Below are 21,918 nucleotides of genomic sequence, written 5' to 3'. Positions count from 1 at the left end.
CCCCTGCCCCCGGACCGGCGTCACCACCCATCCGGTGCACCGCCGCCGGGGGAGCGATCCCCCATCCAGACCGGAGAAGGACATGGGAATAACCGTAGAAACGCCACCACCCGCGCCCCCCGCCGGAAGGGGAGCCGGACCGGTCACCCGACTCGGTGACCGTGTCTTCTCGGGCCTGTCCCGGGGTTCCGGAATCCTGCTTCTCGTGATCATGGCCGCCATCGCGGCCTTCCTCACGGTCCGCGCCGTGGACGCCATCTCGAAGGACCACGGCAACTTCCTGACCAGCTTCGAGTGGGACGCCAACGCCAACCCGCCGGTCTTCGGCATCGCCGTCCTGCTCTACGGCACCCTGGTCAGCTCGGTCATCGCGATGGTCATCGCGGTGCCCATCGCGGTCGGTATCGCACTGTTCATCACGCACTACGCGCCGCGCCGGCTGGGCACCCCGATCGCCTACGTGATCGACCTGCTCGCCGCCGTGCCCAGCATCGTCTACGGCCTGTGGGGCGCGCTGTTCCTGGTGCCGCACCTGGAGGGGCTGACCTCCTGGCTGGACACCTACCTGGGCTGGACGGTCGTCTTCGACCAGACCAACCCCGGTACCGCCCCCCGGACCCTGTTCACCGTGGGCATCCTGCTGGCCATCATGATCCTCCCGATCATCACCAACGTCTCCCGCGAGGTCGTCCGCCAGGTCCCGCAGGCCCACGAGGAGGCCGCCCTGGCCCTCGGCGCCACCCGCTGGGAGACCATCCGCGTCGCGGTGCTGCCGTTCGCACGCTCCGGGATCATCAGCGCGTCCATGCTGGGCCTGGGCCGCGCACTGGGCGAGACGATGGCCGTGGCCACCGTGCTGTCCTCCTCCGACGTGCTGAGCGCACACCTGCTCGACCCGGGCGGCGGTACCTTCGCCGCGAACATCGCCTCACACTTCGGTGAGGCCACGAAGCTCGGCCGGGACGCCCTGATCGCCTCCGGTCTGGTGCTCTTCGTGATCACCCTGGTGGTCAACGGCGCGGCCCGGCTGATCATCGCCCGCCGCAAGGAGTACTCGGGGGCCAACGCATGAGCCACACCGTCACCCACCGGCGCCCGACCTCGGACGCCCGCACCCCGGGCAACGCGCTGGCGCACCGCCGCATGCCGCGTTGGGCGCTGCCGGCGATCGCGGTCGCCTCCGCCGTGCTCGGCGTCCTCGTCGGCACGGTCTGCGACCTGTCCAGCCACCTGCAGTGGGGGCTGATCGCACTGGTGCTGTTCGTCCTCGGCACCTACGGCACCACCGCGGTGCTGGAGGACCGGCGCCAGGCGAAGGACCGTGTGGCGACCAGCCTCATGTGGGCCTGCTTCATCATCGCCGTCGTACCGCTGTACTCGCTGATCGAGACGACCGTCGCCAAGGGCGTCAAGATGGTCGACGGGCACTTCCTGACCCACTCGATGGCCGGTGTGCTCTCCGGCGACGAGGGCGGCGGCGTCTACCACGCCATCATCGGCACGCTGGAGCAGGTCGGCCTGGCCTCCCTGATCGCCGTGCCGATCGGCGTGCTCACCGCGATCTACCTGGTCGAGTACGGCAGCGGCAAGCTGGCCCTCGCGGTCACGTTCTTCGTCGACGTGATGACGGGCATCCCGTCGATCGTCTCCGGTCTGTTCATCCTGGCCTTCTGGATCCTGGTGCTCGGGTTCTCCTACTCCGGGTTCGCCGGCTCGCTGGCCCTGGTCATCCTGATGCTGCCGGTCGTCGTGCGTTCCACCGAGGAGATGCTGAAGCTCGTCCCGAACGAGTTGCGCGAGGCGTCCCTGGCGCTCGGCGTGCCGAAGTGGCGCACCATCCTCAAGGTGGTCCTGCCCACCGCGCTGGGCGGCATCACCACCGGCATCATGCTGGCCGTGGCCCGCATCGCCGGTGAGACCGCTCCGATCCTGCTGCTCGTGTTCGGCAACCAGCTGATCAACAACGACCCGTTCAACGGGCCGCAGTCGTCGCTGCCGTTCTTCATCTACGAGCAGTACGTTCTCGGCACCGAGCAGTCCTACGACCGGGCCTGGGGCGCAGCGCTCGTCCTGATCGCCTTCGTGATGATCCTCAACCTGGTGGCCCGCGGCATCGCCCGCTGGAAGGCCCCCAAGACCGGTCGCTGACGCGACCACCAGCGACCGAACAGACTTCCTGGAAGTGAAGCAGTAACCATGGCGAAGCGAATCGACGTCAGCGGCCTGACCGCCTACTACGGCACCCACAAGGCGATCGAGGACATCTCGATGACCGTGGAGTCCCGCTCCGTGACGGCCTTCATCGGCCCGTCCGGCTGCGGCAAGTCCACCTTCCTGCGCACCCTCAACCGCATGCACGAGGTCACCTCCGGCGGCCGGGTGGAGGGCAAGGTCCTCCTGGACGACCAGGACCTGTACGGGTCCGGTGTCGACCCCGTCGCGGTGCGGCGCACGGTCGGTATGGTCTTCCAGCGCCCGAACCCGTTCCCCACCATGTCGATCTTCGACAACGTGGCGGCCGGCCTGCGGCTGAACGGCAGCTACCGCAAGAGCGAGCTCAACGACATCGTCGAGAAGTCCCTCCAGGGCGCGAACCTCTGGAACGAGGTCAAGGACCGCCTCGGCAAGCCCGGCGCGGGCCTGTCCGGCGGGCAGCAGCAGCGCCTGTGCATCGCCCGGGCGATCGCCGTGGAGCCGGACGTCCTGCTGATGGACGAGCCCTGCTCCGCGCTGGACCCCATCTCCACCCTCGCCATCGAGGACCTGATCGGCGAGCTGAAGGAGCGCTTCACGATCGTCATCGTGACGCACAACATGCAGCAGGCCGCCCGCGTCTCCGACCGCACGGCCTTCTTCAACCTCGCCGCCGTCGGGCAGCCCGGCCGGCTGATCGAGATAGACGACACCGAGCGCATCTTCTCCAACCCCTCCGTCCAGGCGACGGAGGACTACATCTCGGGCCGGTTCGGCTGAGCCGGGCCCCGGTCAGAACGCCTCGCGGTGCTGCATGGCGGTGCCACCGCGAGGACAGGAAGGGCCCGCTCTCCGGCTCCCGGAGAGCGGGCCCTAGCCCGTCGGCGCCGCGGCTCGTCGCGCCGGTGACGGATCCGGGGCCGCCGGCCGGTGGCGGCTATTCGGCGACCTCGGTGCGTTCCCACCAGCGGTAGACGGTCACCCGCCCTTCTTCGCGGTCCTGGTGGCGTGCGGTGACCCGGTAGTGCTCGTAGCCGCCGCGATGCGGGATCTTCAGCTCTTGTCCGGGCGGTACGACCGGCACGAGCGTGCCCGCCAGGTCGTCCGGCCCACCTTCGAGAAGTGCCTTGGCAGTCATATGTCCAGTGTTGTCAAGGCACAGCGGACCGCATCCCGAACGGGGTGCGGCCGGCCCCCGGGGCCTGTCCGGCGGATCAGGTCGCGGGGAGACCGCGGTTCTTCGCGGACACCGGTGAGCGGGGCTCGGCGCGTGCGGCTGCGAGGCTCGGGGGAGGGCTTCGACGCGGAGGAGGGCGTCGATACGGGGGAGTGCCGGCGACCGCCGGGGAGCGCCGGCGACCGACGGGGGGTGTCGGCGACCGACGGGGAGCGCCGGCGACCGACGGCGACGCCGCAGACGGGCGTGGAGAGCCCGGCGCGCGCGGCGCGCGCGGCGTGATCGGCGTGATCGGCGTGATCGGCGTGATCGGCGTGATCGGCGTGATCGGCGTGATCGGCCGGACGGGTTCTAGAGGAACACCAGGTTCACGATCCAGAAGCAGGCGGCCGCCACGACCGCCGCCGCGGGCATGGTGATGAACCAGCCCAGCACGATGTTCTTGGCGACGCCCCAGCGCACCGCGTTCAGCCGCTTCGTCGCACCGACACCCATGATGGCCGAGGTGATGACATGGGTCGTGGAGATCGGCGCCTTGAACAGGAAGGCCGTGGTGAACATGATCGAGGCGCCGGTGGCCTCGGCGGCGAAGCCCTGCGGCGGGTCCAGCTCGATGATCTTCCGGCCCAGGGTGCGCATGATGCGCCAGCCGCCCGCGTAGGTGCCGAGCGACATCATCACGGCGCTGACGACCTTCACCCACAGCGGGATCGGGGCGTCGCTGCTCTGCACGTCGGCGACGACGAGGGCCATCACCACGACACCCATGGTCTTCTGGGCGTCCTGGAGGCCGTGCCCGAGCGCCATGCCGGCCGCCGACACCGTCTGCGCTATGCGGAAGCCCCGTTTGGCCTTGTGCGGGTTGGACCGCCGGAAGATCCACAGGATGGCGCACATGACCAGGTAGCCGACGATCAGGCCGACGATCGGCGAGACCACCATCGGGATGACGACCTTGTCGAGCACGCCGGACCAGATGACCCCGGTCCCACCGGCCAGCGCAGCGCCGACGAGCCCGCCGAACAGCGCGTGCGAGGAGGAGGAGGGAAGCCCGAGGTACCAGGTCAGCAGATTCCACAGGATCGCGCCGATGAGCGCGGCGAACAGGATCCCCATGCCCTTGCCGCCCTCGGGCGTCTGGATGAGCCCCTTGCTGACCGTTTCGGCGACGCCGCTGCCGAGGAAGGCACCCGCCAGGTTCATCACGGCCGCCATCAGCAGCGCCGCGCGCGGCGTGAGGGCCCGCGTCGAGACGGAGGTGGCGATGGCGTTGGCCGAGTCGTGGAACCCGTTGGTGTACGTGAAGAAGAGCGCGACCCCGACGGTCGCGACCAGCGCGAAGGTGTCCATGGAAGGGTTCAGGACTCCTTGACCGCGATGGTCTCCACCGTGTTGGCCACGTGCTCGAAGGCGTCGGCGGCTTCCTCGAGGACATCCACGATCTGCTTCAGCTTGAGCACCTCGATGGCGTCGTACTTGCCGTTGAAGAGGTGGGCGAGCAGTTTGCGGTGGATCTGGTCGGCCTGGTTCTCCAGCCGGTTGACCTCGATCCAGTACTCGGTGAGGTTGTCCATGGTGCGCAGGTTCGGCATGGCCTCGGCGGTCAGCTCGGCCGCGCGGGCCAGCACCTCGATCTGCTGCTCGACTCCCTTGGGCAGTTCCTCGACGTTGTAGAGGACGACCAGGTCGACGGCCTCCTCCATGAAGTCCATGATGTCGTCGAGGGACGAGGCGAGGGAGTAGATGTCCTCGCGGTCGAACGGCGTGATGAAGGAGGAGTTGAGCTGGTGGAAGATGGCATGGGTGGCGTCGTCACCGGCATGCTCCGCGGCCCTCATGCGCTCCGCGATCTCGGCCCGGGCGGAGGTGTCCGCCCCGAGCAGTTCCATCAGGAGTTTCGAGCCGGTGACGATGTTGTCCGCGGACGCGGCGAACATGTCGTAAAAGCTCGTCTCCCTGGGGGTCAGACGGAAGCGCACGTGGGGTCCTCGGGATGCATCGGTTTCGGTCTGGCTGATGCTAGGCGCATCATCCGGCCACGGCTAACGGGCCGTCCCCCAGTGTCGCCCATGGGGCACGCTGATCGGCACGGGGGCCGACGACCCTTCTCTGCGGCAAACTTCGTTACTATATACCCGCCAGGGGTATATGCCCGATTTCCGCTCACCGGGAGGACGCGATGACGACCACCGAGGCCGGCGCGAGTGCGCCCTCCGACCCCGCGGAGACCGGAGCGACCGGGTCGGCCGGCACCGCCGGGGCCGCGGTGGCGCCCGACGCCCACCACGAGCACGGGGACGGGCACGAGGTGTACGGGTACCACGAGCAGAAGGCCGAGCACCTCAAACGCCTGCGCCGCATCGAGGGCCAGATCCGCGGACTGCAGCGGATGGTCGAAGAGGACGTGTACTGCATCGACGTACTCACCCAGGTCTCCGCCTCCACCAAGGGCCTGCAGTCCTTCGCCCTGCAACTGCTGGAGGAGCACCTGCGCCACTGCGTCGCCGACGCGGCCCGCAAGGGCGGCGAGGAGGTCGACGCGAAGGTGGAGGAGGCCACGAAGGCGATCGGCCGCCTGCTGCGCACGTGACGGAGGCCACGCGGGGGTCGGCCGTCTACCGGGGGCACGAAGGCGGTCGGCCGTCTAGCGGGGGCCATGAAGGCGGTCGGCCGCCTGCCGGAGGCCACGGCCGCTCGGCCGCCGGGCCCGCTCAGCCACCGGCGCCGGAGCCGCCCCTCTCCTCGGCGACCCGCAGCACCTCGTCGATGCTCTCCAGGCTCAGCCGGTCACCGGACGCGGCGGAGGCCGCGATGATGAGTTCACCGCAGAGCTCGATCTCGGCGAGAGCGACGTGGTCCTGGACTGCCGTACCGCCTACCGGAGCCATGTGCATCACCTCATCTCCGCCGTCACCGGCTTCCTAGGGTAGGAAACGGCCTACGCACCGCGCATGGCACGGAAGGGCTAGTTCTCGCCGCCCGCCGCCGCCCGCCTACTCGGCGATCTTCCCCTCGTAGATGTCCGCGCGGTCCGGCAGGGGCACTTCCACCCGTACCCCGAAGTCGAAGAGCAGCATGGTGGAGGCGACCGCCACGGGCTTCCTCTGCCGTCCGTTGACGAAGCTGAACCGGTGCCGCAGCTTCCGGACCCGGCCCTGCTCGTCGAGGTACGCGTCGAACGGCACCATAGCCGTCGCGAACCCCTTCGCCGCCGCTTCCAGCGGTTTCCTCCCGGCCCCGGACGCCTGCTCCGCCGCCGCCGCCAGGTCGGCGGTGCCGCGGTAGTGCAGCACCTCGATGCCGGCCACCTCGCCGCGCCCGACATACGTCGCCGAGCGGGTGCCGCGCAGCACCTCGGCGGCGGCGTACGGATCGGTGGCCCCGCCGGTGACCAGGTTCCCGTCGGACAGCTCGGCGGTGTCCACCCGCACCCACTTGTCGGCGGGCACGCCGGCCCCGCGGTTCTTCATGAACAGCGCGCCGGGAGCGAGCAGTTCCGTGATGGGCCGGTGCTCGCTCCGGCCCGCGGGATCCCTGGGCAGCACCACCGTCAGCCGCCCCAGCCTGTGCCGGAAGTCGTAGACGCCGGACCCGCGGATGGTGACACGGGTGCCGCCGGCCGCCATCTCCATCGACGTACTCGCCTTCGAGGTCCCCGCTTCCACCAGCCGGTCGGCCGCCTGCCGCAGGGCGCCGACCGGACTGCCGGCCGGCTCGGCGCTCCGGGCGGCGGACGCGCCGCCCGAGCACCCGCCGAGGCCGGCGCACCCGCACATCGCGAGCCCTGCCGCGAGCGCACCGTACCCGGCGCGACCGTGCCACCGCGTCCGCTGCTGGAACCGCTGCCGCTGAGCCATCGTCGTCCTTCCCCCGGTACGTCCGTCAAGGCCCCCGCCGCACCGGTTAACGACGGCTGAGTGCCCGCCGTCACGCACCCGCCGGGCCCCGACGGGAGTCCCGCGCCCGCTTGCTGGGTAGCGTGGTCGGCGTGACAGAGCAGGACGGTCCCGCCGCACCCGGCCGGGACCATCACACGTCCACCGTCGAACAGGGCCGCTTCTGCCTGGCCCGCTGCACCTGCGGCTGGCGCGGCCCGGCCCGCCGCGCCAGAAGCCTCGCGCGAGCGGACGCCGAAGGCCACACTCGGGCCACCGCCGCGGACACCCGGTAGGAGGGACCGCGGACCGGCCCCGCTCTCGGCGGCCGCACCTCACGCGCTCGGCCCGGGGCGCTACGCCCGCGTGGTGTGGCCGCACGGCGGGCGCCTGCCGCCGCCCCGCCGCCGCCCCGCCGCTCCCCGCAACGGTTCCCGCACGAGGACAGGGCCCGGCTCGTGGAACCCCGGCCCCCTTCCGCGCCGTCTCCAGACAGGACCAGGGCAGCCGGACGGGAAACGGGAGGCGCACGTGAACCGGCGCACATTCATCGGCGTGACCGCGGCAGGCCTCACCACCCTCGGTGCGGCGGCCGCCTGCGACGCGGGAGCGGACGCCGGCGGCACCGGCGGCGGCAAGGCGCCCTCGCCGCCGGCCGCGGGCTCCGCCGCGGCCGAGCCCGCCGCCGCGTCCCCTCCCTCCTCTTCCCCCGCTTCCTCCGCTTCCTCGCGTCCCTCCGCCTCGGCTCCCGCCGACTGGTCCGCGCTCGCCCACGGCCTCGACGGCTCCCTGGTCCGGCCCGGCGACGCCGACTGGCGGACCGCCCACCGGCTCTACAACACCCGCTTCGACGGTCTGAAACCCGCGGCCGTCGCCTACGTCGCGCACGCCGACGACATCCGCACCACTCTCGCCTACGCCCGCGCCCACCGCCTCGCGGTCGCCATCCGCAACGGCGGGCACTCCTACGCCGGCTGGTCCTCCGGCGACGACCGCCTGATCGTCGACGTCTCGAAACTGAACGGTGTCCGCGCCTCCGGCGGTACCGCCGTGGTCGGCGCCGGCGCGAAACTCATCGACGTGTACCGCGCGCTCGCCGCGAAGGGCACCACGATCCCCGCCGGCTCCTGCCCCACGGTCGGCGTCAGCGGGCTCGCCCTCGGCGGCGGCCACGGCGTCACCTCCCGGGCGTACGGGCTGACCTGCGACAGCCTCACGCAGGCGACCCTGATCACGGCCGACGGCCGGCAGATCACCGCCGACGCCACCGACCACCCGGACCTCTTCTGGGCGCTGCGCGGCGCCGGAAACGGCAACTTCGGCGTCGTCACGGAGCTCCGGTTCCGCACCCACCCGGCACCCCGGTCGGTCACGGCGTACCTGACCTGGCCCTGGTCGCGGGCGGCCGCGGTGGTGCGGGCCTGGCAGGAGTGGGGGCCGGACCAGCCCGACGAGATCTGGTCCTCGCTGCACCTGGAGAACGCCGCGGGCGGCAACCCCACCGTGTCCGTCGCCGCCTTCTCCCTCGGCGGCTACGGCGAGCTGAAGAACGCCGTCGACCGGCTCGCGGACCGGGTCGGCGCCTCGGCGGCCGAGGTCCTCCTGCGCCGCCGTTCGTACGAGGAGTCGATGGAGGTCTACGCCGGCTGCTCCTCGTTCCCCACCGACGCCCGGTGCCACCTGCCCGGGACCGTACCGGGCCACTCCCCGCAGGGTGGGCTGCACCGGGAGACGTACGCGGCCCGCTCCGACTTCTTCGACCGCTCGCTCTCCGCGGCCGGGACGCAGACGCTCCTCGCGCACATCGGGTCGGTCGGCGCCGGGAGCGGCAGCGTCACGCTCACCGCGCTGGGCGGCGCGGTCAACCGGGTCTCCCCCACCGCGACCGCCTTCGTGCACCGCCGCTCGCGCATGCTGGCCCAGTACATCGCGTCCTGGGAGGCGGGCAGGTCCGGTGCCGCGGCACGGTCCTGGCTGGCGCAGGCGCACGGGGCGATGCGGCCGCACGCCTCTGGAGCGGCGTACCAGAACTACACCGACCCCACACTGCGGGACTGGCGCACCGCCTACTACGGTTCGGCGGCGAGCCGCCTGGCCCGGCTGAAGAAGCAGTACGACCCGGACCGCTTCTTCCACTACCCACAGGCCCTTTGAGCACCCGCACGCTCCCCCGGCCCCACCACTCCTCGGGCTCCGCTGCGGCCCGGGGATGACCGGTCCCTCCGCCGGGTTCAGGCGGCCAGGTCCCGCTCCTCTGCTCCAACAGGCCGCTCCCGCCCGCTCCGCGCCCCCCGGGCCGACGGATCCGGCTCCGTCCGGGACGATCCGGCCGCGCTGCGGCTCCGCACCAGCCGGCCGGCCCGGGGCGACCGCCCGACCGTCCTCACCACCGGGGTGAGCAGCGCCATGGCGAGCGGGGACAGCAGCAGCGCCACCGCGGTGCCGAGCGCGAACCCGCCCACCACGTCCGTCGGATAGTGCACGCCCATGTAGACGCGGCAGAAGCCTTCCAGCAGCGCCAGCCCTATCCCGACGAGCCCGAACCTGCGGTGCGCCACGAACAGTCCGACCGCGAGGGCCATGGTGACGGCGGCGTGGTCGCTGACGAACGAGTAGTCGGTCTTGCCGGAGACGAGGACGTCCAGTCCCGGGTGGTCGCGGAACGGCCGGGGCCTGGCGACGAAGTCCCGTATCGGCACGTTCACCACGACCGCGAGGGCGGCCGCGAGCGGCGCCCACAGGAGCGCGGCCACGCCGGGGGCGGCGTCGCCGGCGCGCCGCCGCAGGGACCACCAGCAGGCGAGCACCAGCAGCACCACGGCGAGCAGCAGTCCGTACTCGCCGACGAACTCCATCACCCGGTCGAACCAGTGCGGGGCGTCCTTGGCCAGGCCGTTGATGTCGTAGAGCAGGTCGACGTCGGGGTTCGACCCGGATGCGGCGAGTCCAGCCATGGTGCTGCGGCCCCTTCGTCGTCCGTGGCGGCGCGCTGCTGCGCGCCGCGGCTGCCACCCCCGTGGTCGTAGATCCGCTCACGTCCCGTGCCGGGAGTCGTTCGGACGTCCGGCAGTCGTCGGCGGGTCGCTTCCGTCGCCCGCGCGGCTACGTCAACAGGAACGCACGGCCCGCGCCGATACGTTCCGCACTCCACGGAATGATCACGCAGACGTTATCGAAGAGAGACACATCCCCCCAGCTCAGGGGGGTGTTTCACGCTCCGCTCACGGCGTTCACACCGTTGTGGGCAGTGCTTTCGCGCCATCCGCGGTGACCCGTGTGGCGCCGAAGTAGTCGGGCGTGTCGACGGGGTCGAACCGGATCACGGCGCCGGTCCGCGGCGCGTCGATCATGTATCCGCCGCCCACGTAGATGCCGACGTGGTGGATGGCCCGCGAGTCGCCCAGGTCGTCGGAGAAGAACACCAGGTCGCCGGGGAGCAGTTCGGACCGACCCGGATGCGGCCCGGCGTTGTACTGGTCGTTCGCGACGCGCGGCAACGTGATGCCCACGCTCGCGTACGCGGCCTTCGTCAGCCCGGAGCAGTCGAAGCGCCCGCCCTGCTCGGGGGTTCCGTCGCCGCCCCACAGGTAGGGCGTGCCGAGCTTCTTCTGGGCGAAGTAGATGGCGCCGGCCGCCTGGCGGGACGGGTCCACCCGGTGGACGGGGGCGGCGAAGGACTTCTCCAGCGTCGTGATCGTGCGCACGTAGTCCTGCGTCTCCCGGTACGGCGGCACGCCCCCGTACCTGATGACCGCGTACGCGCCCGCGTTGTAGGCGGCGAGCATGTTGTGCGTGGCGTTGCCCGGCACCTCCCTGACGTACCGGGCGAGTTCGCAGTCGTAGGAGGCGGCCGAGGGGATGGCGTCCTTCGGGTCCCACACGTCCCGGTCGCCGTCGCCGTCCCCGTCGATGCCGTGCGTGGCCCAGGTGCCGGGGATGAACTGCGCTATCCCGAGGGCCTTCGCGGGGCTCCTGGCCTTGGGGTTGAATCCGCTCTCCTGGTAGAGCTGGGCGGCGAGCAGCGCGGGGTTCAGCGCGGGGCAGAGGTTGCCCCACTGCTGCACCAGCGCCTGATAGGCCGCCGGAACGGCACCCTTGGCCAACGACCGGGCGCCGCCGCCCACCCCGCCCACGAGGTTCCCGGCGATCACGTACACGCCGATGACGAGCAGCATCACGAACGACACGCACGCACCGGCGGCAGCGATGCCCACGACCCACGCCTTACGCACCGTCACCCGCACCTCGCCGCCCAGGAGTCCGTAGCCGCGCACATTTTATGGGCGGAGACCTACCCGAAGCGGACTGCTCCCACGTCAGCGGTGCGCGTCCTGCGGCTCATTGGCCGAATATCGTCCCCCGTGAGGGGTTGGCGTACCGCTCCCCCCTCCCGCGCCGGGCTTCCGCGAGCCGCCGCCCCCGAGACCCGCGGCACGCGGGGCGGGCCGCCCGGCACGCGCAATGCACAAGGCGGGCCGGCACGTGGGCCCGGCGCGCGGGCCCGGCACGCGAGCACGCGGGCGCGGGGGGCGGGGGCGCGGGGGGCGGGGGCGAGCTCGTTCAGGCCGCCTTCGCCTCGGCCGGGAAGCCCACGCCCGTCAGTTCCGCCGACGCCTCCCACAGTCGGCGCGCCGCCTCCGGGTCGCTCGCGGCCCGGGAGCGGCCGACCAGCGTCGGCGCTCCGCGCATCTCGCCCATGCCGTCGGGGCCGACGTAGCTCGCCCCCGGCAGGTCCCGCACCGCGGCGTACAGCGTCGGCAGCGCGCCGGCCTCGTCGGACTGGGCGAACAGGCGGTTGCCGAGCTTCAGGAAGACCCGGGCCGCAGGGTTGGCGGTGTGGCTCTGGAGGTTCGTGGCCGCGTATCCCGGGTGGGCGGCCAGGGCGCGGACGGGCGAGCCGGACTCGGTGAGGCGGCGCTGGAGTTCCAGCGTGAAGAGGAGGTTCGCCAGTTTGGACTGGGCGTAGGCGCGCTGCGGGGTGTAGTCGGCGTCCAGGTCGAGGTCGTCGAAGTGGATCACCGCGCCCGACCAGCGGTGGGCCCCGGAGGAGACCGTGACCACGCGGTCGGTCACCTGCGGAAGCAGCAGGTTGGTCAGGGCGAAGTGGCCGAGGTGGTTCGTGCCGAACTGCATCTCGAAGCCGTCGCGCGTCCGCTGCCGCGGCAGCATCATCACGCCCGCGTTGTTGACCAGCAGGTTCAACGGGCCGTCCCACGCCGATGCGAACTCGCGCACCGAAGCCAGGTCGGCCAGGTCCAGCCGGCGCACCTCGGTGCTGCCGCTCATCCGCGCCGCGGCGGCCCTGCCGCGCGCCTCGTCGCGCACCGCGAGCACCACATGCGCGCCCGCCCGCGCCAGCGCCTGCGCGGTCACGGAACCGATGCCGCTGTTGGCGCCGGTGACCACCGCCGTCCGACCGGAGAGGTCGGGCAGCGAGGCGGCGTTCCACCCGCCCCTCGGATTCTTCCTCAGATCAGCCATGCATCCAATGTAGACATCGACAACAATGCTGTCAACGACAACAATGCTGGCGCCGGCAACATCGCGTTACGATGGTCGACATGCCCGCGCCCCGCCCTTACCACCACGGAGACCTGCGCGCCGCACTACTCAGGAGCGCCGAACGGACCCTCCGCGAGAAGGGCGCCGCCACCCTCTCCCTGCGCGAACTCGCCCGCGACGTCGGCGTGAGCCACGCCGCCCCGGGCCGGCACTTCAAGGACAAGCGGGCCCTGCTCGACGAACTCGCCCTCACCGGTTACGAGCGGCTGATCAACGCGCTCGAGACCGCCGACGCCCCCGAGCAGCCCCTCGAACAACGCATGAGCGGGCTGGCACGGGCCTACCTCCAGTTCGCGATCGACCACCCCGAACTGCTGGAGTTGATGTTCGCGCGCAAGCACGAACCCGACACCCCGGACGGCTCCGACACCTCGGACAACTCCGACATCTCGGAAGGCTCCGACACCTCCGACCGGTTCGCATCCGCCGTCGACCGCTCCATCGGCTCGCTCACCCGCCTCGTCGCGGACGCGCAGGAGCGCGGCGAGATCGTCCCCGGCGACCCCGAGCGCATCACCACGGTGATGGCCGCCAGCCTGCACGGCCTCGCCGCCCTCGTCGCCGCCTGCGCCCTGCCGCCCGACGAGGCACTGTCCGGACTGGACGAACACGTGCACCACCTGCTCCACGGCCTCACGCCCCGCTGACCCCCGCCCGCGGGCAGCGAAACCCGCACCACGGACCGCGCACCGCTCCGCCCGACTGACGGAACCTCACCCTCCGTACGTCGCAGGCGCCCACCGCATGCACCCGGCACCCGCACCGGACCCGTCGCGCTCCGCTGCGCCCTGCTGCGCCCCTGGCGCGCGCCGGACACCGTGCGAAAATCGTGACACCCGCTCACCCTCTCACCCGCTCACCCGACCGGCCGCCACCACCGCCCCGACCACGGAAGAGACTCAACGACCCAGCCACCCGAAGGTTTCGCCGGGACGCCCTCAGGCCTCGTTGCCCGGCGTGACCTGCCGTGATACACAGAGTGACGATACGACCCGTCATACACCGAATCGCCTCCCCCTTGGGGCCCGAAGCGATCCGGTGACAAGGTGTTCGTGCGAAACCTGCCAAACAATGCCGCCAAGTCGACATGCGGCAGCGGATTTGTCGGCGACAATGAGGCTGACCTCTGCACCCCGCAGAGGGCTGCGGAACTACCCAACAGGGGCGGTGACTTACATGCTCTTTGCAGCCGACAAGGGAGACATCAACACGATCATCGGCGGGATCGCTCCGGACTGGGGCCCCTTCGGCAGCCTGGGCAACGAAGCCAAGGTGATGATCGAGGTCGTGATGGCCGTCGCCATCCTGCTCTGTCTCGGCATCGCCGTCTGGGGCGCAGCGAAACAGCGCATCGGCGCCACCGCACTCCGCGACACGTTCAGCGCGGAACAGGGCAAGGGCCTCATCATCGCCGGCCTGACGGGCGTCTTCATCATCGGCTCCCTCGGCACCCTGTTCACCATCGTCTACGGGATGGCCGTGTAACCCCGCGCCGCCGCACGGCTGCCCGCCCCACCGTCCTCCCCGGCCGCGCCCCCGACCGGTCCCCTCCACTCCACCCGCCCGTCGTGCCCACCGGCTGAGGTTGCGTTTCCCTGATGTCGAGTCACCACACCGCGCCCGCGCGGACGCCAGCACGACTACCGTCGTACTCCTACGGGTCCCACGTGTCTCCGCACCACGTCGAGGGGGCGTACGCGGCATGAGTCTCGGCGACGACCACGCCTACGGCGATCCCGCCCGCAGCACCTCCGACGGCTACCGCGGCACCGGGCAGACCCGCATCCGCCTCCCCGAAGGCGACCCCTACGGCGGCGCCCGCCGCAACGGCCGCTCGTCCTCCCGGAGCATGGTCGTGGTCGTCGGCGTGGTGGTCCTCCTCATCTCCGCCATCGCCTTCGCGAACCGAGGCGGGGGCGACTCGCCCTCCGGGGGCGGAGACGGGGCCAAGCCGAAGACGGCGGCAACGGCGGCCACCGGCACCCAACCGGTCCGGTCCAAGGCCGGGGGCATCCCGACCGGCTTCGCCCACAACCAGCAGGGAGCGCAGAGCGCGGCGGCGAACTATGCGGTGGTGCTCGTCTCTGCCGACATCCTCAAGCCTGCGGCACGCAGGGGGATCATCCAGCAGGTCTTCGTGGCCGACGAGCAGGCCGCGCTCGCGGACAAGTTCAGTCACGCCTACTCCAAGGACTTCCTGAGCAAGCTCGGACTGGATGAAAACGGCAATGCCAGTGCCGGTCACACGTACGTCTCGCGCACCGTGCCCGTCGGTACGAAGCTCACGGACTATTCCGGGGCCAAAGCAACGGCGGAGGTCTGGTGCACCGGGCTGTACGGCACGGCAGGCGAGGACTCGACCAATCCGGTCACCAGCGACTGGTTCACCATGACGCTGCAGATGAGCTGGGCGGATGGTGACTGGAAGGTCGACAACTTCTCCCAACGGGACGGGCCCGCACCCGTGCCCGGTGATGAAAAGGCGTCCAGCGCCGACGAGATGGCCAAGGCCGTCGAGGAGTACGGAGGGTTCACTTATGCCAGGTAGCCCGCGTCGCGGACTCAAGGCCGCCGCCGTTCTCACATCTGCGCAGACCGCAGTCCTGCTGCTCGCGACTCGAGCTGTGGCGGCACCCTCCCCGTCGCCATCGGCATCCGACGACAGGTGCGACCTCATCGTCGGCCCAGCCAAGGACTACTGCGAACAAGGCAACAAAGCCCACGACGGCTCCCTCACCACGCCGTCCACCACCGACACCCTCGACCCCCTCTCCTCCCTGGCCAAGGGCTGTGCCGAGGCGGCTTCCTGGACCGTGGACAAGCTCAGCGAAGCGGTGAACCAGACGGCGAGCGTCGACTTCACGAACGTGAAGTTCCTCCAGCAGTACGCCATCGTCTTCGCGGCGTCGGCGATCCTCACCCTGGTGCTGTGGCTGCTGGCGGTCGCGAAGCGGGCCGTGCGCGGGGTGCCGTTCACGACGGCGGTCAGCGAGGCGGTCGGTTTCCTGTGGCTCACCGTGCTGGCGTCGGCGTTCACCCCGCTGATCCTCTACACGGTCGTCTCGGCGACGGACGGTGTCAGTGACGTGCTGGCGTCGGCGACCGGGGACCAGACGGGCCCGTTCTTCGGGACGTTCTCCGCGGCGCTGGCGAAGGGCAACGGCATCGGCGGTGGCCCGATCATGCTGATCCTGGTGTCGCTGGTGTCGATCCTCGCCGCCGGGGTGCTGTACCTGGAGCTGTTCCTGCGGGCGGTACTGCTGTACGTCGGCGCGCTGCTCGGTGTCGTCGTCTACTCGGGGCTGGTCGACAAGAACCTGTGGGGGCACGTCCGCCGCTGGGCCGGGATCATGATCGCGGTGATCCTGGTGAAGCCGGTCATCGTGATCGTGCTGGGGCTCGCCGGCGCGCTCAGCACGGACGGCGGCCCGGACTCCCTGGCCGCCGTCGTCTCCGGACTGGCGATCATCCTGCTGGCCATCTTCGCCAGCGGCATGATCTACCGCTTCGTCCCCGGCTTCGGCGACGAGATCGCCAACTCCCGCAACAACCGCATCATGCAGGGCGCCGAGAGCAAGGCCGCCGCCGTGATCAGCTCCCCGGCCTCGCTGGTCGCCCAGGGCATCAAGACGCACAGTTCCCGCGCGGACAGCAACGGGGGCGCATCGCAGGGCGCCGCCGGCGGCGCCGGCCGCCCGGCCAACCCCGCCTCCGGCGGTGTCGCCGCGCACAGCTCCCGCCCCTCGAACGGTGGTGGCGGCGGACCTGTCCCCTCCGCCGCACCCCCGCCCCGCTCCAGCACCGGCGTCAACACACCCCATGCCGGCAACACCCGCAACAGCAGCACCAAACGCACGGGAGGTGAAGGGCGTTGACGACCGAGTCCCACGTGTCCCATCCGGTCACGCCCCGCCGTTCATATCTGATCGGCCGCGCCCGGCCGAACGCGATCGTCGGCCGCAACCGCGAGACCGGCGAGATCGCGCTGATCATCGTGGGCGCGTTCCTCGGCATGATGTGCGGGCTCCTCGTTCCGGTGCTCCCGCTGCGCATCGTGTCCCTCACCGGCTTTCCGCTGCTCGGACTCGCCATCGTGTACGTGCCGTACAAGCAGCGCACGTTCTACAGGTGGTTCGAGATCAACCGCAGCTACCGCCGCACCGTGCGCCGCGGCGCCGGCTACCGTTCCGCGGCGGCGGAGGCCGGCACCCGCCTCGACGGACGCGAGGTCGAGGTCGGCCCGCCGCCGGGCATCGGCCGGATCGGGTGGCTGGCCGCGCCGTTCGGCCCGGACGAGATCGCGGTTCTCCTGCACGCCGACCGCAGAACCGTCACCGCAGCCATCGAGATCGAGGGCCCCGGTGTCGGCCTGCGCGACTCCGAGGACCAGGAGGCCCTCGTCGACCGGTTCGGCACGCTGCTCAAGCACGTGGCGAACGGCGACGGGTTCGTCACCCGCCTGCAGATGCTCGCCCGGACCCTGCCCGCCGACCCCGACGCACACGCCAAGGACGTCGCGATGCGCGGCGACGACAGGTCGCCGCAGTGGCTGCGGCGGTCCTACGACGAGTTGCAGTCCATGGTGTCGACCAGCAGCGAGCAGCACCGCGCCTACCTCGTCGCCTGCATGCACTACACCCGCGAGCTGGCCGCCGAGGCGCACGCCATGTCCCGGGGCGTGCGGTCGTCCCGGGCGGGCCGGCACGGGATCGACCGGGACGCGGGCCTCGCCGTCGTCATGGCCCGCGAGCTGACCGACATCTGCTCCCGGCTGCAGGAGGCGGACATCCGGGTGCGCCAGCCTCTCGGCCAGGGGCGGCTGGCCTCCCTCATCCACTCCATGTACGACCCGGACCACCCCATCGACCACCTCCAGGCGATGACGCAGCGCAACGCCTGGCCGGCCGAGCTGGACGCCGTGGAGCCGACCTACCTCCAGGCCAAGACCCGCGAGTCCGCGACCCGCGCACCCTGGTGCCACGCCACGGCCTGGGTGAAGGAGTGGCCGATGACCCCGGTCGGGGTGAACTTCCTGGCACCGCTGCTGGTGCACACCCCGGACGTCATCCGCACCGTGGCCGTGACGATGGACCTCGAACCCACCGAGGTCGCGATCGAGCGCATGCTGACCGAGAAGACGAACGACGAGGCGGAGGCCTCCCGCGCCGCCAAGCTGAACCGCACGGTCGACCCCCGGGACGTGGCCGCCCACTCCCGCCTCGACCAGCGCGGCGAGGACCTCGCGAGCGGCGCCGCCGGAGTGAATCTCGTCGGCTACATCACCGTGTCCTCCCGTTCTCCGGAGGCGCTGGCCCGCGACAAGCGGACGATAAGGGCCTCGGCCGGAAAGTCGTACCTGAAGCTGGAGTGGTGCGACCGCGAGCACCACCGTGCGTTCGTGAACACCCTCCCGTTCGCCACCGGAATCCGAAGGTAGGGGCTGATGCGCTGATGCGGGACCCGCTGTCCGTCCTGACGGACGCCTTCACGTCCTTCCTGTTCGGGAAGGTCGAGACGACCCGGCTGCCGGTGCGTACCTCCACGGGCCAGGCGCAGGCGGTCTACCTGCCCACCGCCGCGCCCGGACTCGGCGACTCCGGTGTCATCATCGGCCGCGAGGTGTACTCCGGCAAGGGCTACGTCTACGACCCCTTCCAGCTGTACGGGCAGCAGCTCCCCGCCCCGCACTGGCTGGTCCTCGGCGAGTCCGGCAACGGCAAGTCCGCGCTGGAGAAGACGTACGTGCTGCGTCAGCTCCGCTTCCGGGACCGGCAGGTCGTCGTGCTGGACGCGCAGGGCGAGGACGGGGTGGGCGAGTGGAACCTGATCGCGCAGGAGCTGGGGATAACGCCGATCCGGCTGGACCCGACGGCGGCGCTGGACCACGGGATCCGGCTCAACCCGCTCGACCCGTCGATCACCACGACGGGCCAGCTGGCGCTGCTGCGCACCATCATCGAGGTCGCGATGGGGCGCGGACTGGACGAGCGCTCGGGTTTCGCGCTGAAGGTCGCCCACTCGTTCGTCAACGAGACGATCGTCGACCGGCAGCCGGTCCTGACCGACATCGTGGAGCAGCTCCGGCATCCCGAGCCGGAGTCGGCGGAGGCGATGAACGTCGCCATAGACGACGTGCGGGCCTGGGGCCTGGACGTCGCCCTGGTCCTGGACCGACTGGTCGACGGCGACCTGCGGGGCATGTTCGACGGCCCGACGACGGTCGGCATCGACCTGGACGCGCCGCTGATCGTCTTCGACCTGTCGCACATCGACCGGAACTCCATCGCCATGCCGATCCTGATGGCGATCGTCGGTGTGTGGCTGGAGCACACCTGGATCCGCCCCGACCGGAAGAAGCGGATCTTCCTGGTCGAGGAGGCCTGGCACATCATCAACAGCCCGTTCGTGGCCCAGCTGTTCCAGCGGCTGCTGAAGTTCGGGCGGCGGTTGGGCCTGTCGTTCGTTGCGGTGGTCCACCATCTGTCCGACGTCGTCGACGGCGCCGCGGCGAAGGAGGCGGCGGCCATCCTGAAGATGGCGTCGACCAGGACGGTCTACGCCCAGAAGGCCGACGAGGCGCGGGCCACGGGCCGGGTGCTGGGTCTGCCGCGCTGGGCCGTGGAGATCATCCCGACCCTCACTCCGGGCATCGCGGTGTGGGACGTCAACGGCAACGTCCAGGTGGTCAAGCACCTCGTCACCGAGACGGAGCGGCCGATCGTCTTCACCGACCGGGCGATGACCGAGTCCTCCAGCGACCGGCAGGACGACGCACTGCACGCCGCGGAGCGGGAGGCCGAGGAGCGGGCGGCGGCGTTCATGGAGCAGCACCTGGCCGACCTGGGCGGTTCGTCCGAGTCGACGGTGGCCTAGACGAGGCGGAGGGGGTGCCATGGGACCGGTGACGCCGGGCGCGGGCCACGACCGGGACGGTTGGGGAGACCGGAGAGGGCCGGGCCGGGGAGGTTCCGGCCCCGGCGGCGTCCCGGACGGGCTGCTGGTCGGGATACTCGCCTTCCTCCTGGGCATGACCCTGCTGGTGTGGACGGCCACCGGCCTGTCCGGGTGGTTGGCGCACGGCGCCTGGCCGGACGGGGTGTCGTTCACCCGTACTCCCCTGGCGATGCGCCACCTCATCGGGCAGCCGCACGACGTGGCGGGCGCCTGGCCGGGCACCCCGCAGCGGCAGCTCTCCGGGTACGGCCTGTTCTGGGGCCTGTTCCTGGGCCAGTTGATGGTGCTGTTCGTGCTGACGGTGTTCGCGATGGGCACGCTGGCCCGCTGGCGGACGGGCCGGGCGAGACGCCGGGCGGAACGGATCGCGGCATGGCAGCAGGCGACGCCGGCGGCCCCCGGTCGGCCGGAGCAGCCGGCGGAACGCGGGCGGCCCGAACCGACGGTGCAGGAGGCACCGGCTCGGCCGGCGGCGCCGGCGCCCTCGGGAGCGCCCGGGCCTTCGGGGACTCCCGCTCCGGTGTACGAGGACGTCCCGGCTCCGCGCGCCGCACCGGTGCCGGAGGGGCCCGCACGGCTGTTCGCCGGCGCGGGCGCCGCCGGACGGTGGGAGGGAGTCGTGGTCGACACGCGGGACGGCCGCCGGGTGACCGCGGCCCAGGCGGTACGGGACGCCGAGGGCCCCGCCGTCGTCGTCACCTCGAACCCGGTTCTCTGGCAGGACACCAAGGACGCCCGCGCCAAGCTGGGCCCCGTCCACCTCTACGATCCGGCGCATCTCTGCGAGACCCCGGCCCGCCTCCACTGGTCGCCGGTCACCGGCTGCGAGGACAAGCAGACCGCCGCGGGACGGGCCGCCGCGCTGCTCGCCCCGGTCCGTCCGACCGCCCGTCTCGACCAGGCGGTGGCCGATACCGCTGAAACGCTCCTGCGGTGCTGTCTGCACGCCGCCGCGGTGGACGGCCGCACGGTCCGGCACGTCCACCGCTGGGCCCAGGGCACTCAGGTCCAGGAAGCCGTACGGATCCTGCGTACGCACCCGAAGGCGGTCTCCGGTGCGGCGGGCGAGCTGGAGGCCGCGCTGACCGCGCACCCCGAACGCCGGGACATCGCCCAGGAGCTCGCCGGCCGCGCCCTGTCGGCACTGTTCACGGTGAACGTCCGCGAGTCCTGCACACCCAATCGAACTGATGCGCTCGCCATGGATTCCTTCGTGCACGAGGGGGGCACGCTTTACGTGGTGGGTGAATCCATCGAGGACCCCAGGACGAATCCCGGCTCGATGCCACTCCTGACGGCCCTCCTCTCCGACGTGGTCGAGCGCGGCCGGCGCATGGCCGAACGGTCATCCTCCGGTCGGCTCGACCCACCACTGACGCTGGTGCTCGACGATGTCGCCGCCGTGGCTCCGCTTCCCGGACTCCCGGAGCTGCTGGCCACCGGGGCGGACCGGGGCCTGCCGACGCTGGTGCTGCTGCGGTCGCGGGAGCAGGCCCGCAGCCGCTGGCCGCAGGACGGGTTGCCGGTGTGACGCGGTTGCCGGTGCGACGGGGTCAGCCGGGTTCGGCGGGCCGCCGGGCCGGTGCGAGGACGAACTCCAGCTCGGATTCGCCGGAGCCCGGAAGCGGCACCGTCACCCCGCTGGGCTCGAATCCCGCTTTGCGGTAGAAGGCGAGGGCGCGGGCGTTGTCCTGGTGGACGATCAGCCGCACCCGTTCCAGTCCGATCCTCCACGACCAGGTGACGGCCGCGTCGAAGAGCGCTCCGGTCAGGCCGGTACCCCGGTGGTGGGGGTGTACGAAGACTCCGACGACGTGCCCCTGCCGTTGCTCGACGGGGAATCCGGCCCAGTCCGTGGTGCCCGCCTCCTCGACGAGCACCGTCGCGGTCCCGATCCACGCGCCGTCGGCCGCCACGGCCACGAACTGGCGTGCGTCGGGGGATCTTTCTCCGGCGCCGGCCGCGCGCTGCTGCCAGTAGGAGTCAGGTCGGGCCGCGGCCTTCTCGTACGTGTCCAGGAAGGCGAGGTGTGCCAGCGGGTCTCGCAGGGAGGCCAGCCGCAGCTGTTTCACCTCGGCCCACTCCTCGGCGCGCACGGGACGGATGACGTAGTCCGTGGAAGAGCTCATGACGGCAGAGTAGTCAGCATCCAGAAAT

At 71.4% G+C, this 21,918-nt stretch carries 22 protein-coding genes; 13 read left to right on the top strand and 9 right to left on the bottom strand.

The features are described from left to right. The first annotated feature begins 82 nt into the window (after positions 1-82). From pstC to pstB, 3 genes are read left to right on the top strand one after another with little or no spacing between them, the layout of a single operon-like run. Complete coding sequence (pstC, locus tag ACL02U_RS31285; protein ID WP_412794372.1) at positions 83-1,072, top strand: phosphate ABC transporter permease subunit PstC; 990 nt, start codon at positions 83-85, stop codon at positions 1,070-1,072. Beyond that, on the top strand, positions 1,069-2,148 hold the full coding sequence (gene pstA, locus ACL02U_RS31280; protein WP_412794370.1) for a phosphate ABC transporter permease PstA: 1,080 nt from the start codon (positions 1,069-1,071) through the stop codon (positions 2,146-2,148). Before pstC ends, pstA begins: the two co-directional genes overlap by 4 nt. Positions 2,149-2,196: 48 nt before the next feature. Next, positions 2,197-2,973: a phosphate ABC transporter ATP-binding protein PstB gene (pstB, locus tag ACL02U_RS31275; protein WP_412794369.1), complete on the top strand. Its 777-nt coding sequence runs from the start codon at positions 2,197-2,199 to the stop codon at positions 2,971-2,973. Between the two features lie 157 nt (positions 2,974-3,130). On the opposite strand, the gene ACL02U_RS31270 is transcribed toward pstB, so the two are convergent. From ACL02U_RS31270 to ACL02U_RS31260, 3 genes are all read right to left on the bottom strand, one after another. Continuing rightward, the gene (locus ACL02U_RS31270) at positions 3,131-3,331 is read right to left on the bottom strand and encodes a DUF5988 family protein (RefSeq protein WP_412794368.1); all 201 of its coding nucleotides are present in this window, start codon (positions 3,329-3,331) and stop codon (positions 3,131-3,133) included. Between the two features lie 390 nt (positions 3,332-3,721). Then, positions 3,722-4,720: an inorganic phosphate transporter gene (locus ACL02U_RS31265; protein ID WP_412794367.1), complete on the bottom strand. Its 999-nt coding sequence runs from the start codon at positions 4,718-4,720 to the stop codon at positions 3,722-3,724. Between the two features lie 8 nt (positions 4,721-4,728). Further along, on the bottom strand, positions 4,729-5,349 hold the full coding sequence (locus tag ACL02U_RS31260) for a DUF47 domain-containing protein (protein ID WP_188289463.1): 621 nt from the start codon (positions 5,347-5,349) through the stop codon (positions 4,729-4,731). Positions 5,350-5,549: 200 nt separating this feature from the next. On the opposite strand from ACL02U_RS31260, the gene ACL02U_RS31255 reads away from it, so the two are divergent. Continuing rightward, entirely contained in the window at positions 5,550-5,960 is a 411-nt protein-coding gene (locus tag ACL02U_RS31255; RefSeq protein WP_412794366.1) for a metal-sensitive transcriptional regulator, read from the top strand. 121 nt (positions 5,961-6,081) lie between these two features. Here the strand turns inward: ACL02U_RS31255 and ACL02U_RS31250 are convergent, their stop codons facing one another. Together ACL02U_RS31250 and ACL02U_RS31245 are read right to left on the bottom strand one after the other, a co-directional pair. Further along, entirely contained in the window at positions 6,082-6,264 is a 183-nt protein-coding gene (locus tag ACL02U_RS31250; protein WP_412794365.1) for a hypothetical protein, read from the bottom strand. Positions 6,265-6,363: 99 nt separating this feature from the next. Continuing rightward, on the bottom strand, positions 6,364-7,227 hold the full coding sequence (locus ACL02U_RS31245) for a hypothetical protein (RefSeq protein ID WP_412794364.1): 864 nt from the start codon (positions 7,225-7,227) through the stop codon (positions 6,364-6,366). A 131-nt stretch (positions 7,228-7,358) separates the two neighbouring features. Here ACL02U_RS31245 and ACL02U_RS31240 point away from each other — a divergent pair, with 131 nt between their 5' ends. Both ACL02U_RS31240 and ACL02U_RS31235 read left to right on the top strand, forming a co-directional pair. Continuing rightward, a complete protein-coding gene (locus ACL02U_RS31240; protein ID WP_412794363.1) occupies positions 7,359-7,541 on the top strand; it encodes a hypothetical protein in 183 nt (60 codons plus the stop codon). Between the two features lie 235 nt (positions 7,542-7,776). After that, on the top strand, positions 7,777-9,399 hold the full coding sequence (locus ACL02U_RS31235; RefSeq protein ID WP_412794362.1) for an FAD-binding oxidoreductase: 1,623 nt from the start codon (positions 7,777-7,779) through the stop codon (positions 9,397-9,399). A 77-nt stretch (positions 9,400-9,476) separates the two neighbouring features. On the opposite strand, the gene ACL02U_RS31230 is transcribed toward ACL02U_RS31235, so the two are convergent. From ACL02U_RS31230 to ACL02U_RS31220, 3 genes are all read right to left on the bottom strand, one after another. Beyond that, positions 9,477-10,199 carry a phosphatase PAP2 family protein gene (locus tag ACL02U_RS31230; RefSeq protein WP_412794361.1) on the bottom strand — a complete coding sequence of 241 codons (723 nt, stop codon included), beginning with the start codon at positions 10,197-10,199 and terminating at the stop codon, positions 9,477-9,479. A 276-nt stretch (positions 10,200-10,475) separates the two neighbouring features. Then, positions 10,476-11,483, bottom strand: a complete 1,008-nt coding sequence (locus ACL02U_RS31225) for an NlpC/P60 family protein (RefSeq protein WP_412794371.1) — start codon at positions 11,481-11,483, stop codon at positions 10,476-10,478. Between the two features lie 322 nt (positions 11,484-11,805). After that, a complete protein-coding gene (locus tag ACL02U_RS31220) occupies positions 11,806-12,726 on the bottom strand; it encodes an oxidoreductase (protein ID WP_412794360.1) in 921 nt (306 codons plus the stop codon). Positions 12,727-12,797: 71 nt separating this feature from the next. On the opposite strand from ACL02U_RS31220, the gene ACL02U_RS31215 reads away from it, so the two are divergent. From ACL02U_RS31215 to ACL02U_RS31185, 7 genes are all read left to right on the top strand, one after another. Further along, positions 12,798-13,454 (top strand): TetR/AcrR family transcriptional regulator, encoded by a 657-nt coding sequence (locus tag ACL02U_RS31215; protein WP_412794359.1) that lies wholly within the window; start codon positions 12,798-12,800, stop codon positions 13,452-13,454. A gap of 529 nt (positions 13,455-13,983) precedes the next feature. Beyond that, positions 13,984-14,292: a hypothetical protein gene (locus ACL02U_RS31210; RefSeq protein WP_014673544.1), complete on the top strand. Its 309-nt coding sequence runs from the start codon at positions 13,984-13,986 to the stop codon at positions 14,290-14,292. 217 nt (positions 14,293-14,509) lie between these two features. Next, complete coding sequence (locus ACL02U_RS31205) at positions 14,510-15,355, top strand: hypothetical protein (protein WP_412794358.1); 846 nt, start codon at positions 14,510-14,512, stop codon at positions 15,353-15,355. Beyond that, entirely contained in the window at positions 15,345-16,682 is a 1,338-nt protein-coding gene (locus ACL02U_RS31200; protein ID WP_412794357.1) for a hypothetical protein, read from the top strand. The genes ACL02U_RS31205 and ACL02U_RS31200 overlap by 11 nt, the downstream gene beginning before the upstream one ends. After that, a complete protein-coding gene (locus ACL02U_RS31195) occupies positions 16,679-18,244 on the top strand; it encodes an SCO6880 family protein (RefSeq protein ID WP_412794356.1) in 1,566 nt (521 codons plus the stop codon). The genes ACL02U_RS31200 and ACL02U_RS31195 overlap by 4 nt, the downstream gene beginning before the upstream one ends. Before the next feature lie 14 nt (positions 18,245-18,258). Further along, positions 18,259-19,680 carry an ATP-binding protein gene (locus ACL02U_RS31190; RefSeq protein ID WP_412794355.1) on the top strand — a complete coding sequence of 474 codons (1,422 nt, stop codon included), beginning with the start codon at positions 18,259-18,261 and terminating at the stop codon, positions 19,678-19,680. Between the two features lie 19 nt (positions 19,681-19,699). Continuing rightward, positions 19,700-21,292 carry a type IV secretory system conjugative DNA transfer family protein gene (locus ACL02U_RS31185; protein WP_412794354.1) on the top strand — a complete coding sequence of 531 codons (1,593 nt, stop codon included), beginning with the start codon at positions 19,700-19,702 and terminating at the stop codon, positions 21,290-21,292. Positions 21,293-21,314: 22 nt separating this feature from the next. On the opposite strand, the gene ACL02U_RS31180 is transcribed toward ACL02U_RS31185, so the two are convergent. Beyond that, positions 21,315-21,890: a GNAT family N-acetyltransferase gene (locus ACL02U_RS31180; RefSeq protein WP_412794353.1), complete on the bottom strand. Its 576-nt coding sequence runs from the start codon at positions 21,888-21,890 to the stop codon at positions 21,315-21,317. Between the last annotated feature and the right edge of the window lie 28 nt (positions 21,891-21,918).

Origin of the sequence: Streptomyces sp. MS06, from assembly GCF_047200655.1 — a bacterium.
Classification (GTDB): domain Bacteria; phylum Actinomycetota; class Actinomycetes; order Streptomycetales; family Streptomycetaceae; genus Streptomyces.
This window is presented reverse-complemented; position numbering and strand designations above follow the sequence as displayed.